The organism is Chryseobacterium sp. CH21, from assembly GCF_004119445.1.
In the GTDB taxonomy this organism is placed as follows: domain Bacteria; phylum Bacteroidota; class Bacteroidia; order Flavobacteriales; family Weeksellaceae; genus Chryseobacterium.
In genome coordinates this window covers 86,459-101,119 of record NZ_QICI01000041.1, presented here as the reverse complement: position 1 = coordinate 101,119, position 14,661 = coordinate 86,459, and the positions used below count along the sequence as shown (strand labels likewise).

The following is a 14,661-nucleotide window of genomic DNA, read 5'->3' as shown; positions in this document are numbered from 1 at the left end:
GAAGTTCCTTTTGGACAGATAGGAACTGACTGTTTTCTTACAATTAAATTCAATATTTTTTTTAAAGGTGAATAAAATGGAAACAATTGCTTTATAAAATTCCATTACCTCTCTCTTCCAGCCTCCAGCTTCCTTTCTTAATTAGATTACTTATATTTATGGGAAATTTCAGAGACTTATGAATATTTTGTTGGTAGAAGATGATCAAAGAATCAGCAATTTCCTGATAAAAGGCCTTTCCGAGGCTGGATATAATATGACCCTTGCAGATTCCGGAGAAAAGGCACGTGAACTTATTCATACCTATGATTTTGATATTATTTTAATGGACATCATGCTTCCCGGACTGGATGGAATGCAGCTTACCCAGATCATCAGATTTAAAGGAAATTATACCCCGATTTTAGTTTTAAGCGCCTTAAACAGTCCTGATGATAAAATCAAAATGCTGGATATGGGAGCTGATGATTATTTATCAAAACCTTTTCATTTTGAGGAACTGATTTCAAGAATTAAAGCCTTAACCAGAAGAAATAAAATGAGCTATCAGAAGGAGGATCAATATTTATCATGCGGAAATATCGTCATTGATACTGATCTTCATAAAGTAACTCAGAATGACAAAGAAATAGAACTTTCCCCTACAGAGTACAAACTTTTTACTTTTCTGATGGAGAATAAAAATAAGGTGCTGAGCAGAACTCAGATTTTACATAAGGTATGGGGGATTGATTTTGATAATTCAACGAATGTAGTGGATGTTTATATTTCCTACGTCCGGAATAAGATTGATGAGACAGAACAGAAAATTATTCATACGGTAAAAGGAACCGGATATTTGATCAAGGACTGAAAATGACGCTCAGAAACAGGTTTACCCTTATTTCAAGCCTTTCATTCGGCATTGTTTCTATCATCACATCGGCGGTGATATTTTTTGCGTATTATGACAGTACCAAGATTTTTTATTTTGAAAAACTGCGAAATACGGCTCTTATTTCTGCTATTTATTATCTTGAAAAGGATGAGCTTCCGAAAGACCGACATGCTCAGATCAAAAAGGAATACAATTACCTGATCCAGAATAACAGAGTAGCGGTTTACAACCAGAATAACGAGGTGACTTTTGGGCATAACCTGAATGATAAGAATATAAAACCTTCTCATTTGCAGTCCGTCCGAAATAATAAAGGGATACAGTTCATGTCTGATAATCAATTCTATTATGGGATTTTTTATCCGGATAATCAGGGCGATTTTGTGGTTTTCGTGAAATCTTCCAACGATTCATTTCAATCACAGATATTGAGGTTGGCAATTATCATGCTTTCTGTATTGCTGATTGGGCTGCTGGCTATTTACTTTCTGAGCAGATATCTTTCCAAAGTGGTTTATAAACCTATTTCAAATGTTGTAGAACGAATCAATAAGGTAGATTACAATAATATTTCCAACGCAATTACTTCAACCAATACCAATGACGAGATTGAAGATCTGATAAAATCCTATAATAAACTGCTGGGAAGAATTTCTGAAAATGTGCTCCTGCAGCAGAATTTTATTAACTACGTTTCCCATGAATTTAAAACACCTTTGGCTGCTATTTCCGGAAATCTTGAAGTGTTTGCTCAAAAAGACCGTACACCAGAAGAATATAGGGAAGTGGCAAAAGAGTCATTGGAAAACGTATATGAGATTGAAAAGATTCTCAACAATCTGTTGTTGATGTCCGGAATGACAAAATTGGAATCTTCTCACAAGCCAATGAGAGTAGATGAGCTGATCTGGAAGATCTATGAGAAGCTGGAACCTAAGGCAAAAGAAAAGAATTCATCTATTAAAATACAGCTTCAGGTAACCCAACCTGCTTTGCTGGAGTTCCCTGGAAATGAAACGCTGCTCTATCTTGCATTGTATAATATTGTAGAAAATGCGATCAAATATTCCTTTGATAAACCTGTTGTGATTACATTATCAGAAAAGAATAATCGGTTGTATATTGAGGTAAAGGACGAAGGGAGAGGAATTCCGTCAGATGATCTTGTGAAAATAGCTGAAACTTTTTACCGAGGAAAAATGTAGATACTGTGAAAGGCAGTGGAATTGGTTTATCCCTTTCAAAAAGTATCTTTGATCATCATCATATTGCGATGAAAATTGATTCTGCTATTAATATTGGAACAAGCGTTCTCCTAGAATTTCCTGTTAATTCTTGATTTTTTCTCCCACAGATTTCCCAGATCTCGCAGATTGATGATTTTAGATTCATTTTAAATCTTAAAAAAATCTGTGTCATCCGTGAAATCTGTGAGAGATTTAAATATTCAATAGGAGTGGGTTTTAATCCGCTTAAGAAATACATTTAACATCCTTTGGTTTTAGCCAAAACATATTAATTCAAGCACAATTCCCGGGAATAAAAAAGTTCTAATCAAACTCTAATGTTGAACTAACCGAATTTTAATTCTCTTTACAATTCCCTCTAATATGAGACAGATAGCTTTGTGGTCTTAAAATAAAAGACCTTGAAGAAGCTATTTTTTACACTATTTTATATTCATTGTTTCAGTTTCTTTTCAGCACAGATTTCAGATACCCTGAAAATTGGCAGAAAGGAAGCTGAGACTATCTTTTTGGCTAAAAACTTAGACCTTATTGCTCAGAAGCTTGAAATTTCACAAGCCGAAGCAAGAACTGTTCAGGCTAAATACTGGCCTAATCCCAAATTAAGCATCAGTGAAGTGAATCTATGGAGAACTTATGACATAGAGGAGCAGCCCGCTCTTATTGGAAACTGGGGAAAGAACACCCAGATTTCTGCGGAGATAGAACAGGTGATTCAGACTGCAGGTAAAAGACGAAAAAATATTGAACTCCAGAAAATAGAAGTGGAAGGAGAGAAGTATGAACTGCAGGAAGTTTTGCGTGAACTTAAAAAAACACTCCGAAATACCATTACCGATATACTTTACAATCAGGAACAGCAGAAAATCTATCAGGGGCAAATTGCTTCCATTGAGAAATTAACGAAATCCTATAATAATCAATTAAACCTCGGGAATATCAGCAAAGCTGAGTACGTCCGCTTAAAAGCGCAGGAAATTGAATTTAAAAAGAAACTGATTTCATTAAAACAGGAAATAGAAGATCAGCAGGTAGAGCTTAAGGCCCTATTGATGCTGCCTTCCCAGTCTTATCTGGTGATAACAGATTCATTTGTTATGCCTGAAAAACAACTTTCAGAATTTGAGGTTGCACAATGGATGGAAAAAGCAAAAGAAAACCGCCCCGATATTATGATTTCGAAAAATAAAGAGAAACACGCCGCCAAAAATCTGGAAATTCAAAATGCGATGAAAACTCCCGATGTCGCTGTTTCTATTGGATACGACCGCGGAGGAAATATAATGAAAGACTTTATAGGACTGGGTGTTTCCATGGATCTTCCCATTTTCGATCGTAATAAAGGAAATATCCAGGAAGCTAAACTTGAGATTGAGAAAAGCAAGCTGGAAACCCGCAAAAATATGCTGAAATCCGAGAACGAAATTGTCTCTGTTTTCAGGAACTATATCAGAACACAGCAGGTTTCAGAAGAGATTGATGAAAACTATGAATCTACGCTGGACGGTCTGCTGGTGAGCCATGAGAAAAACTTCAGACTAAGAAATATCAGCATGCTGGAATACATGGATTTTCTGGATACCTACATCGGAAATAAAATGATCATCCTGGATACTAAAAAAGAATTGAATCAATACTACGAAAACCTGCAGTATGTTGTAGGACAAGATTTATAAGATATGAACAAAAATATTACCCAATACATTGCTGCGGCTTACCTGTCTGCCCTCATGATTTTTACAGGCTGTGCCGGAAAACAAGACAATAAAGAAGCTGAAAAAGGCTACTGCATCAGCAAAGAACTTAAAAAAGATATTAAACTGGCTAAAGCAGAAATGCTTCCCATAGAAGAAAGCATTACCCTTACCGGAGAAGTGGAAAGTAATTCGGATAAAACGGTTCCCTTTGTAAGTCTGGTGGACGGTGTTGTAATGGATACTTACTTCTCCCTCGGTGATTACGTGAAAAAAGGGCAAACACTGGCAAGTGTAAAAAGTACGGCTGTGAATGAAATGCAGGATGATACTCAGACTTTGCAGGCTCAGCTGGCGGTTGCGAAAAGAAAACTGTCTTCCGTAGAAGCCATGTATAAAGATGATATTGCCTCTCAGAAAGACTTGCAGGAAGCACGTTCTGAGGTAGCCATACTGCAATCCAATATTTCCAAGACGCAGAAAAATATGCAGTTGTATTCAGCGGGAGGAAATACCATTCAGATAAAAGCGCCGGCAGACGGATATGTTATTTCAAAGAATATTTCCAAAGGAATGCCTGTGACTGCAGGAGGAGATCAACTGTTTACCATTTCCAATCTGGATAAAGTATGGGTAATGGCCAATGTATATGCTACCAATATGAGACATGTTTATGTGGATCAACCAGTAGTGGTCAAAACACTTGCTTATCCTGATGACAGTTTTTCAGGGAAGATCAACAATATCTCTCAGGTTTTTAATGAAAATGAAAGAGTACTGAAAGCTAAAATTATAATGGATAATAACGGAATGAAGCTGAGACCGGGAATGTCTACAGATGTTGTATTGCCCATCAATTCACAAAACAAAAGTGCATTGGCGATTCCTGCAAAGGCTTTGATCTTTGATAACAACCAAAGCTATGTGGTTGTATATAAAAAAGACTGTGAGCTTGAGATCAGACCCGTAACGGAAATTGCTTCCAACAGCCAGTATATTTATGTAGAAGGAAATTTAAAACCAGGTGAAAATGTCATTGCTTCCAACGGGCTGCTGATTTATGAAAACCTGAAAAGCCAATTAAATAACTCCACGAAGTAATGCGAAAATTTGTACAGAATATAGTTTCCTTCTCTTTAAAAAACTCATTGATTGTTCTGTTGGGAACTTTTCTTTTGCTGGCCGGAGGAATCTATTCCTACATGCATACTCCCATTGAAGCATTTCCGGATGTAACGAATACAAGGGTAAGAGTCATTACCCAATGGCCCGGCAGAAGTGCTGAAGAAATAGAAAAATTTGTCACATTACCCATTTCTAAAGAAATGAATGCCATCCCGAACAAAACTTCGGTACGTTCTATTTCCTTATTCGGATTATCTGTGGTAACGGTGATTTTTGATGATCATGTGAATGATTTTTATGCCCAGCAGTATGCCGCCAATAAACTGGGAAATGTAAATCTTCCAGCGGGAGCAGATTACAGCATTGAGCCTCCGTCAGGAGCTACCGGTGAAATTTACAGGTATATTATCAAGAGTAAACTTCCCATTAAAGAAGTTACAGCAATCCAGGATTGGGTGGTGGAAAGAGAATTGCTTGCCGTTCCCGGTGTGGCAGATGTGGTAAGTTTTGGTGGAGAAGAAAAAACTTATGAAATAAAAATAAATCCTACGGAATTACACAATTACGACCTTTCCCCCCTGGATGTGTATGAAGCGGTTTCGAAGAGTAATATCAATGTAGGAGGAGATGTAGTAGCAAAAGGTGATCAGGCTTATGTAGTGCGGGGGATTGGTCTTTTGGAGAGAAAAGAAGATATTGAGAATATTCAGATCGAGGTAAAAGGTTCTACCCCTATTCTGGTGAAACACGTAGCAGAAGTAAAAGTTTCTGCGAAACCTAGATTAGGACAGGTAGGATATAACAAAGACAATGATGTTGTAGAAGGAATTGTGATCATGCTTCGAGGTGAAAACCCTAGTGAAGTCATTGCAAGACTGAAAGACAGAATAGAAGAACTGAATGGTGGAGAACTTCCCGGTGATGTACAGATTGTTCCGATCATCGACCGTACAGAGCTTGTGAACACAACGGTTCATACCGTTTCCAAAAACCTTATTGAAGGAGTTATTCTGGTTTCTATCATTGTATTTATTTTTCTTTACAATTGGAGAACCACTTTCATTGTAGCATCAGTAATTCCTTTAGCTTTTCTGTTTGCTATTATTATGTTGAAAATTCAGGGTCTGCCAGCCAACCTGATTTCCATGGGAGCACTTGACTTTGGGTTGCTTCTGGAAGGAACACTGGTGATTGTAGAACATGTCTTTGTCGGCCTCGAACTTAAGGCAAAAAAGATAGGACTGCGGAGATTCAATAAAATTTCAAAACTGGGAATTATCAAGAAAAGCACAGGAAGTGTGGCAAGCTATATTTTCTTTGCCCTGTTGATTCTTATCGTTGCTCTGATGCCGATTTTCTCTTTCCAGAAAGTAGAAGGGAAAATGTTCTCTCCATTAGCATTTACATTGGGATATGCATTATTAGGATCGTTGATCTTAAGCTTGACTTATGTTCCGGCAATGTGTAAACTGTTATTGACTAAAAATATTGAAGAGAAAGAAAACTTTATTTCAAGATTCTTCAGAGTTAATATCTATAGAATTTACGAATTCAGTGACCGTCACAAAAAAGGATTTATCATTGGTTTCGTTGCTTTGCTTGCTGTTTGCGGATGGAGATTCTCCAATTATGGATCTGAATTTTTACCTAAACTAAATGAAGGCGCAATTTACGTAAGAGCAACACTTCCAAACAGTGTCAATTTGGATGAATCTGTACGATTGACTAAAGAGATGAAGGAGATCCTCATGAAATATGATGAAGTGAAATTTGTGATGACTCAAACTGGCCGACCGAATGATGGAACAGATCCCACCGGATTTTTTAATATTGAATTCAATATTCAGTTGAAGCCGGAGAATGAATGGAAGAAAAAGATATCCAAAGAAGAACTCCTTGAAGAAATGAGAGTTTCTCTTGAAAAATATCCGGGAATTAATTTTGGATTCAGCCAGCCGATTCAGGATAACGTGGAAGAATATGTAGCAGGAGTAAAAGCGCCGCTTGTGATTAAAATTTTTGGAAATGATCTTTTCGAACTTGAAAATTACGCCAATAAAGTAGCCAATTCCATCAGAACCGTTCCGGGAATATCCGATGTGAATGTTTTCAAAAATATTGGTCTTCCGGAGTTGAGAATACAGCTTCACGATTCCAAGATGGCAAAATATGGAGTGTCCACAGCAGATGCACAGGCGGTTATCGAAATGACGATCGGAGGGCAGGCTGCCACCAAGTTTTACGAAGAAGAAAGAATGTTCGACGTAATGCTTAGGTTTGAAAAACAATACAGAGATACTCCTGAAAAGATGGGTAATATTCTCATTCCAACTCAGGATAATAAAAAAGTTCCGCTGAAAGAAATTGCAACCATTGATTATCATACCGGACCATCATTTATTTACCGTGAAGGAAACAGCAGATACATCGGAGTTGGATTTAATATTGAAGGACGTGATCTGGGAAGTACTATCAAAGAAGCCAAAGCGAAAGTAGATAAGGAAGTAAAGCTTCCGAAGAATCATAAAATGACGTGGGCCGGAGAATTTGAAAGTAAAGAAAGAGCCGCAAAACAGCTGGCTATGGTGGTTCCGATTTCTTTAGTTCTTATTCTGATGCTGTTATATTTCAACTTCGGGAATATAAAAGACACGCTGATTTCTTCTATTACATTGGCATTTGCGTTTATCGGAGGATTTTTATCCCTTTGGTTTACGGGAACTATCTTCGGAATTTCAGCGGGAATTGGTTTCATTATCCTTTTCGGAGTAGCAACCATAGACGGTATCGTTCTGATCGGTGTCATGAAAGAAAATCTGCAAAACAGAATGTCGCTCAAAGAATCTATTGCTCAGGGAGTGAAAAGCAGAATTCGTCCGGTGGTAATGATTGCCCTGATGGGATCTATGGGACTTCTTCCGGCAGCGATGTCAAACGGAATGGGCTCTGAAATTCAGAAACCTTTAGCCATCATGATTGTAGGGGGATTAATTATCTGTATGCTGCTGTCATTTACTGTACTGCCAATCATTTTCCATTATGCCTACCGTAAAAAGCATAAGGAAGCAATATAGTTTCTTTTATTTTGTTCATTATGAGGCCGGGATCCGTGAGGAAGATCCCGGCCTTTTTATTATGAGTTTTTAAAGTTGATTTATTTTTTTAGTAAGCTTTCTATAAGTTTGCTTTGAGCTTCCATAAGTTTTGTGATATCTTGTTGATTCTTCAATAAACTTTCTATTAATTCCTCTGAAATTGTATTATTAATAGTTACTGTATTATTATTATGAATTGTTCCTATAGCTCTATCAGTATTATTCTGAACAATAGGAGTTTCATCTAATAATTCATAAACATCAGTTTCGTAAAAATCTGCAATTTTCATAAGGTTTTCCATTGCAGGTTTTGCTTTGTCGCTTTCCCATTTATTATAGGCATTTTGAGAAACGTGTAATCTTTCAGCGATCTGAACTTGTGTAAGTTTCCTGTCTGTCCTTAGTTTATTAAGTTTGGTTCCCAAAGTCATACTCTTATATTTTATGCTAAAGTAAATAAAAAAATAAAAAAACAACTAAAGATTGGACATTTTACAACCAAAGTTTATTGTACAGTTTGAGATTTAATTTTAGTTTTGTCATAGTTCTCTTCGAAGTGAATAGGAAAAATAATATATTTAACAATTAAAACTCAAATGAATGAAAAAAAGATTTATCATCGTGCTGCTCTTGCTGGCAGTCTTCGGTTTTACTTTACAGTCATGTAGAAATGATCTTCTCCCTGATCATCAGGAAACTTATGACAACAGCAACCAGTTTAAACTTTACTCAAAAATAATTACGCTTAATGAAAGTAAGCATAAATCTAAACTGATTTCTGAACTGCAAAAGGCTGAAAATGATTTAAAGAAAACCAAACGGTTTGTTGCAGGGAAAACTATTGATTATGATAATTTCACCATAGATACTGATCATATTGTCTTCATGGAAAATGGTTCTCATTATCATACTTATACTTTCCGGATTATAAGAAATAATCAAGAGGAAAATACCCCTATAGAAAATTTGGTTTTTACTCCTTTATCAGATGGGACTTATAAAAAATTATTAATTGCCTATAACTTCACTCTTCAGGAAAAGAAAATTCTAATGAACGGAGGACATGTAAATACTAAAGGAAAATCTACTGTCACAGAATTGGGCGTGGGTATATTACCACAAGTATTGGGTAAAGGATCTACACAAAGCTGCGGATATGTAGCAGCGGAAGCCTATACCTGGTGTAGTGAAGGGGTGCATCACAATGGCGAAACTGATTGTAGTGCTGATGAACAATCACACTTAATAACAGTTTTATTATATGTTTGTACCAGCGTAGATGATGGAAGCGGAAGCGGTGGAGGTGGCGGCAGTAGTACCGGAGATTGCGGTGGTGGAGATGGTCCGCCGATTACTTGGGTGTGTCCTGATCCCAAAGTTTTAACAGGACCTCAACAACCAGGTTCAGATTTAGGTGACGGAAGCTGCTATGGGGTGCCTACTAATCCCAATGTAGGGGGAGGCTCTAATAATGGCGATCCTTGTGCTAAAGCAAGTATTCCTGTAAATATAGTAAATACTTTATTACATGCACCAACAATATCTACAGAGCTAAGCGCACTAGAAAATCATGCTAAAAATGACCATTATGAATATGGTACTGCCATCATCAGTACGAGTACAACACCAATAGCACAAGATCCTTATTCAAGTAATGATCTTAATGATCCTGGCCATGTTTCAATCAGTATACCTTCTGTTGGAGATCTTCTTGCAATGGCACATACACATCCCAACCATGGGGCGTCCCCTCCGTCTGCGAAAGACCTTTATGTAACGCTCCAATCTGCGAAGGAAAGACCGACTTTTCAGGCATCATTTGTTTTTAGCAGTAATGGTACTAAATATGCTTTAGTAGTAACTGATAGAATAAAAGCCGAAGCTTTTTTAGCTGCTTATCCTTTTTTAGCTAATACAACCAATGAAGGAAGAATATTTAATAAAAACTATGCTGTTGGAAGTGATTTTAATACTATTTACAACTACTATATGCAAGGAAGTTTACCATCATATTCGGGAAGCAGCCAGAATGATGGAATGGAATCAGCGTATGCGCACATTTTGGAAAAATATGATACGGGAATTAGTTTTGCAAAAACAGATGTTAATGGAAATTTGAAACCACTTAGATCAGTATCTTTTCAATATGAAATCCCCGCATCAGGAGGTAAAAAAATAACAGGCTATAGAGCAGAACCTTGTCCGTAACTAAAAAATACTATTATGAAAACAAATATTTTACTTACATTTTTTATTACTGTAATTATTTTTACACAATGTAAATCACAAACAAGTCAACCTATAAGTATAGCAGATTATCCCAATTTTTATAATCAGACTGTTTCTAATTTAAATAACCTTATGCCAAATAAGACTAATTATTATAATCAACCGCTTTCAGTTTTCCTCCAAGCATTAGCTCAAAATAATATTGCTATAAAGGCTTATGATCCGGGACCATTTGATAATAATTTCTTAACACTTATGTTTATTAATGATGCAGAAAGCTCTTCAATTATTTATCAAAATGATTATGTTCAGCCTCATATAGCAATAACATTTCAACAAACTTTTGATTACCAACAAGCAAGTTCAATTTTAAATCAATATCATTGGTTTTGGAATCCTACAGCAGAAAATTTCTATAAAAATTTAATAATCAAAAAATAGAATTTTGGTATGTAAGAGGATTAACAAATAAAGCTCAGGCTCCAAAATAATGAGATTTATTTTCTCTTTTTTTATAATGCTTTATTTTCTTAGTGCTTGTACTGTGAAACAAAAGTATGTTGTTTATCTTTCAACAGGAATTGAGAATATAAAACTTTTCCCTGCCAATAAAATAGATTCTGCTAAAATTAGTATTATAAATATAAATGCAAGAAGATCTTTAGAAAAGTGTGAAAAACAAGAAAATCTAGTATGTATAGATGATTTAGGTACAATGATTTTGAATGCAGAATTTCCAAAAGGCATGAGTCATTTTAGATCTGTTTTATTTGAGAAATTTAAACTCCCCAAAAATGTAAGAAAAGGAGAAAATAGGATTCGTTTAATTCTAGGTATTAATGATAATTTAGAAAATATAGAGATTTTAAAATATACTGATAAAAATACCAAAAAAGCTATTGAAGAAGTTTTTAAAATAAAAGAACTTAATACTTGGAAATCAGCAAAAATGTATGGTATTCCGGTAAAGGAACAATTTGAAATAAGTATTTTTATAGAAAATAAATAATAAAGACAAGCAACAAGCTAGAAATAGAAATCTACACAGGAGTTTAAAGAAAATTTAAATAAGCAAACCACCAATCCGGTGGTTTTTTGTTGATTTAAAGATAACAAAAAAGTGAGCCGGAAAGCTCACTTTATGTATTGTTCATTCTGATTATGGGGTGATGGTTATCGGATCAGGAAAAGGTTCAAGAACCAATGGTTTGCACATGGCTGCCGGTTGGCAGGTTCCACCCATACATATAAAGTTAGTCATCGTGGTAGTACCGTCCGGACATCTGATCATGCCCTCACCATGGCATCCTCCGGGACATTCTGCCGGATACAGTGTTCCTCCGAATACATCTTTCAGTTCTGTTCTCGAAAGTTTTGTAATGTTTAATTTTTTCATGAAATTAATTTTTAATTATGGTATTGGTTTATTGTAACTCGTTCACAATTAATAGAGTGAATCGAGTTGCTAATAAGCTAAAATAATTAAAATAATTCATTGATAAAAGAAATATGTTTTAAAATTTCATTTTCTTTTGGGTGTAATTGTTTGAAATAAAATAGATTAATTGATAAATTATATATTTATCACCATTGTATTGTTAAGGATATATTAATTCCCTTATTTATGATTTATATCACTTTAGCTTTGAGGGCAAAGAATTAAGTTTGCAGACTTATAATAAAAATATGAAAAAACTAAGTCTCTTTTTTAGCAGTATTATTTTACTGTTGGTAACTTCTTGTTCTACTGAGGAGTTTGAGAACCCTAACCTCAATGAAAACTCAAAAAAAAACTCAGGAAGAAATTTTGCTAAATTTGCTGGTGATGGCGCTTATGACATTTTAGGATATGGTTACAACGCAACAGGAGAATATGCAAATTCAAACTCCTCAGGATACCAGGTAATTGATCTTGAAAAGTTCAAAAACGAACAGGCTGGAAGATTGATTACTGATAATGTATTTTCTCAGGAATATCTTGAAGAATATGGCGAAAATGCAGAAGCGTATTCGAAAATGGTTTCCACAAAGGTAGGCGCAACTGCCGGATTCTCTTTATTCAAAAAGCTTATTTCAGTTACTTTTAGTTCTTCGGTGAGTAATACGACGACCAATAAATTTGATGCTAAATATATTTACGGAAGCTATAATCTTTTGATTAAACAAAGAAGATTCAGATTTAATGCTACTCCTGTTTTATTATCAGATTATTTGACGCCGGAGTTTGCGAATGATCTACAGACTAATAGCCCTGCGCAGATTGTAAACGATTATGGTACCCATGTTGCCGTAGATATTTATACGGGTGCTAAGATGGATGTTATGTTTCAGTCTGAAACAACAAATCAAAGCCGTGAAAAAGCAGCTAGAGTTGGGGTTAAAGTGGGGGTAAAGAGTATTTTTGATGCCAATGTTGATAACGATATAGATACTTCAGAATCCAATAAAAACTTTTCCAGAAAACTATCCTTTAAAACCAGAGGAGGAGATCCGTCAAAGAGTTTGGTGGGTGAGTTAAACCTTGATCAGACAAATCCTAAAATTAATATTTCAAGCTGGCAGAATAGTTCAACACCAGCGAATGCGGTATTGGTAGAATTTGGAAATAATGGCTTGATTTCTCTTTATGAGTTTATTAAAGATCCTGTGAAGAAGGCTCAATTGAAAGCTTACATCGATCAATATTTAATTGATAATCAGGTGAGGTTAGATTATACAAATACTGCTAATCTTGTGAATGGTAATTTTGTTAGAAATCCTGCCACCAATCAGACCTTTTTTATGTTTGAAAACAAACTGAGATATATTCAAAGTCCTATGACACTTTACGGATTATTTAATATTACCAGTAGTGAAATCGCTACTGTGAGTCCAAGTAATTTGTCAACTGTAGAACGTGGAGCGGATTTAGCTCCTGATAATGATCTTAAACAGGATAATTATACTAATAAGATCTATATGAGGGAAGGTAATATCTTAAGATATATCCCAAATATTGGTATCTATAATAAATATAGATTTAATAACAGTGCTGTCAGGAAAATAAATGGCACAAATGGCTATATCATCGGAAGTGATATTCAATAATTTAAAAGATAATGGTAAAAAGAGACTGTCGCAAAAGGCAGTCTCTTTATTTTTTACTTTTTGTATAAGAAATAAACTTGATTTTATTTTCCTTAATTTCAAGAATCCCAGCCTTAGGCCGCTGGAGATAAATTTTCTGATGCGTTTCTGATTCCTTTATAATTAATGGGTGTTCAGAAAAAAGATCTTTGTCAATTTCCTTTATTGTATGGAATTTATTGTCCCGAAGTTCTGAAATTGTAGCTTTGGTACTGCTGTGATTTAATAGAATTGAATATAGGTTTTGTTTATATACAAAGCTTGACATTATAACGGCTCCAACTGTATCTATTAGTTTTTTTGTTCCCTTTGAAGAGTGAGACTCGTATTCCCTTGTAATAATATCAGGATGATAAAGAGATATTCTAGTAGTCTGTTCCATTTTTTCAGGATCAGTAATTTCTATAATATCTGAACTTCCCAAAAGATGTGACAAGGAATTGGATATATAGTACTTATTATTAATTTTATTGACAGAAACCGGACAAGTTGCTTCTGCATAATATATTTTTCCCGATTTTTTATTTTTGAAATAAATAGTTCCTCCCCATTCTCCGGAACAGGTTTTCCATACCTCATATTTTGTATCACTATAGAGTAATCCTGGAGGGGGTAAGCCTTTTAATTTTTTTATTTCATCAACAATATCTCTGTCAACCTTCTCGGTACTAAATTCGAAAAGGAATGTCTGTTTTCCACAGCTTATTATTAATAGTAAAAATAAAAGCACAAATAAAATTCGTGCTTTATATTTCTTAAGGATTTTCTTTTGAAATTTCATCATGATGCTTAAGATATAAAGGCAGCGCTGCTGAGCCATACCAAGGGAAAATTTCATAACTGAAAACACCTGCCTGAACTGCAGGGTCAGTTTTTACCCATTGCTCTGCTTCTTCCTTAGACTTGGTATTGAAAATAAACATACCACGGTAGTTTTCTTTATTCTTTTCAAGGAAAGGTCCGGCTACAACAATTTTACCTTCGTCTGCCAGTTTGCCAATATTGGTCATGTGGCCTTTCATAAGTTCACCCATTTTGGTTTTGTCTTCAATCTTAGCAGAACCTGTTGTGAGCATGACAATAGTATAGGGCTTCATTCCATATTTATCAGCTCCTAAAGAAGTTGCCAGTTCCTGATTGTATTTAGGTTTTTCCGCTTTCTTTTCCTGAGCAAAGGATAATGCTGATATAAGGAGGGATGCCGTTAGTAATGTTCTTGATTTCATCTTGTTTTATTTTGATAAATATACCAAAACCTTCTCGATTTC

The 14,661-nt window shown here is 35.3% G+C and carries 13 protein-coding genes; 9 read left to right on the top strand and 4 right to left on the bottom strand.

Features of this window, described 5'->3' with window-relative positions; all coding sequences use genetic code 11:
- Positions 1–178: 178 nt before the first annotated feature.
- The 5 genes from BOQ62_RS07590 (at position 179) to BOQ62_RS07570 (ending at position 8,017) form a co-directional block, all read left to right on the top strand.
- Positions 179–853, top strand: a complete 675-nt coding sequence (locus BOQ62_RS07590) for a response regulator transcription factor (RefSeq protein ID WP_129038378.1) — start codon at positions 179–181, stop codon at positions 851–853.
- Between the two features lie 2 nt (positions 854–855).
- A complete protein-coding gene (locus tag BOQ62_RS07585; RefSeq protein WP_228413798.1) occupies positions 856–2,082 on the top strand; it encodes a sensor histidine kinase in 1,227 nt (408 codons plus the stop codon).
- Positions 2,083–2,525: 443 nt separating this feature from the next.
- On the top strand, positions 2,526–3,800 hold the full coding sequence (locus tag BOQ62_RS07580; protein ID WP_129038376.1) for a TolC family protein: 1,275 nt from the start codon (positions 2,526–2,528) through the stop codon (positions 3,798–3,800).
- A gap of 3 nt (positions 3,801–3,803) precedes the next feature.
- A complete protein-coding gene (locus tag BOQ62_RS07575) occupies positions 3,804–4,919 on the top strand; it encodes an efflux RND transporter periplasmic adaptor subunit (protein WP_129038374.1) in 1,116 nt (371 codons plus the stop codon).
- Entirely contained in the window at positions 4,919–8,017 is a 3,099-nt protein-coding gene (locus BOQ62_RS07570) for an efflux RND transporter permease subunit (protein ID WP_129038372.1), read from the top strand. The genes BOQ62_RS07575 and BOQ62_RS07570 overlap by 1 nt, the downstream gene beginning before the upstream one ends.
- Positions 8,018–8,097: 80 nt before the next feature.
- Here the strand turns inward: BOQ62_RS07570 and BOQ62_RS07565 are convergent, their stop codons facing one another.
- The gene (locus tag BOQ62_RS07565) at positions 8,098–8,469 is read right to left on the bottom strand and encodes a helix-turn-helix domain-containing protein (RefSeq protein ID WP_129038370.1); all 372 of its coding nucleotides are present in this window, start codon (positions 8,467–8,469) and stop codon (positions 8,098–8,100) included.
- 169 nt (positions 8,470–8,638) lie between these two features.
- Between BOQ62_RS07565 and BOQ62_RS07560 the strand changes: the two genes are divergently transcribed.
- Genes BOQ62_RS07560 through BOQ62_RS07550 form a run of 3 tightly spaced genes read left to right on the top strand, consistent with a single transcriptional unit; the run spans position 8,639 to position 11,276 of the window.
- Positions 8,639–10,246, top strand: coding sequence for a hypothetical protein (locus BOQ62_RS07560; protein ID WP_129038368.1), 1,608 nt, complete (start codon positions 8,639–8,641; stop codon positions 10,244–10,246).
- A gap of 15 nt (positions 10,247–10,261) precedes the next feature.
- Positions 10,262–10,708, top strand: a complete 447-nt coding sequence (locus tag BOQ62_RS07555) for a hypothetical protein (RefSeq protein WP_129038366.1) — start codon at positions 10,262–10,264, stop codon at positions 10,706–10,708.
- 49 nt (positions 10,709–10,757) lie between these two features.
- Positions 10,758–11,276, top strand: a complete 519-nt coding sequence (locus tag BOQ62_RS07550) for a hypothetical protein (RefSeq protein ID WP_129038364.1) — start codon at positions 10,758–10,760, stop codon at positions 11,274–11,276.
- Between the two features lie 150 nt (positions 11,277–11,426).
- Here BOQ62_RS07550 and BOQ62_RS07545 read toward each other — a convergent pair whose 3' ends face one another.
- Entirely contained in the window at positions 11,427–11,663 is a 237-nt protein-coding gene (locus BOQ62_RS07545; protein ID WP_129038362.1) for a hypothetical protein, read from the bottom strand.
- A 290-nt stretch (positions 11,664–11,953) separates the two neighbouring features.
- Here BOQ62_RS07545 and BOQ62_RS07540 point away from each other — a divergent pair, with 290 nt between their 5' ends.
- Positions 11,954–13,354, top strand: a complete 1,401-nt coding sequence (locus tag BOQ62_RS07540) for an MAC/perforin domain-containing protein (protein WP_129038360.1) — start codon at positions 11,954–11,956, stop codon at positions 13,352–13,354.
- Positions 13,355–13,400: 46 nt separating this feature from the next.
- On the opposite strand, the gene BOQ62_RS07535 is transcribed toward BOQ62_RS07540, so the two are convergent.
- Both BOQ62_RS07535 and BOQ62_RS07530 read right to left on the bottom strand, forming a co-directional pair.
- Positions 13,401–14,177: a hypothetical protein gene (locus BOQ62_RS07535; RefSeq protein ID WP_129038358.1), complete on the bottom strand. Its 777-nt coding sequence runs from the start codon at positions 14,175–14,177 to the stop codon at positions 13,401–13,403.
- Positions 14,149–14,619, bottom strand: coding sequence for a YciI family protein (locus tag BOQ62_RS07530; protein ID WP_129038356.1), 471 nt, complete (start codon positions 14,617–14,619; stop codon positions 14,149–14,151). Before BOQ62_RS07530 ends, BOQ62_RS07535 begins: the two co-directional genes overlap by 29 nt.
- Between the last annotated feature and the right edge of the window lie 42 nt (positions 14,620–14,661).

What these genes read in the sequence shown, in the direction of transcription:
- BOQ62_RS07565 (WP_129038370.1), bottom strand. Translation starts at nt 8,469, where the DNA reads ATGACTTTGGGAACCAAACTTAATAAACTAAGGACAGACAGGAAACTT.
- BOQ62_RS07570 (WP_129038372.1), top strand. Translation starts at nt 4,919, where the DNA reads ATGCGAAAATTTGTACAGAATATAGTTTCCTTCTCTTTAAAAAACTCA.
- BOQ62_RS07550 (WP_129038364.1), top strand. Translation starts at nt 10,758, where the DNA reads ATGAGATTTATTTTCTCTTTTTTTATAATGCTTTATTTTCTTAGTGCT.
- BOQ62_RS07540 (WP_129038360.1), top strand. Translation starts at nt 11,954, where the DNA reads ATGAAAAAACTAAGTCTCTTTTTTAGCAGTATTATTTTACTGTTGGTA.
- BOQ62_RS07575 (WP_129038374.1), top strand. Translation starts at nt 3,804, where the DNA reads ATGAACAAAAATATTACCCAATACATTGCTGCGGCTTACCTGTCTGCC.
- BOQ62_RS07585 (WP_228413798.1), top strand. Translation starts at nt 856, where the DNA reads ATGACGCTCAGAAACAGGTTTACCCTTATTTCAAGCCTTTCATTCGGC.
- BOQ62_RS07555 (WP_129038366.1), top strand. Translation starts at nt 10,262, where the DNA reads ATGAAAACAAATATTTTACTTACATTTTTTATTACTGTAATTATTTTT.
- BOQ62_RS07535 (WP_129038358.1), bottom strand. Translation starts at nt 14,177, where the DNA reads ATGATGAAATTTCAAAAGAAAATCCTTAAGAAATATAAAGCACGAATT.
- BOQ62_RS07545 (WP_129038362.1), bottom strand. Translation starts at nt 11,663, where the DNA reads ATGAAAAAATTAAACATTACAAAACTTTCGAGAACAGAACTGAAAGAT.
- BOQ62_RS07530 (WP_129038356.1), bottom strand. Translation starts at nt 14,619, where the DNA reads ATGAAATCAAGAACATTACTAACGGCATCCCTCCTTATATCAGCATTA.
- BOQ62_RS07590 (WP_129038378.1), top strand. Translation starts at nt 179, where the DNA reads ATGAATATTTTGTTGGTAGAAGATGATCAAAGAATCAGCAATTTCCTG.
- BOQ62_RS07560 (WP_129038368.1), top strand. Translation starts at nt 8,639, where the DNA reads ATGAAAAAAAGATTTATCATCGTGCTGCTCTTGCTGGCAGTCTTCGGT.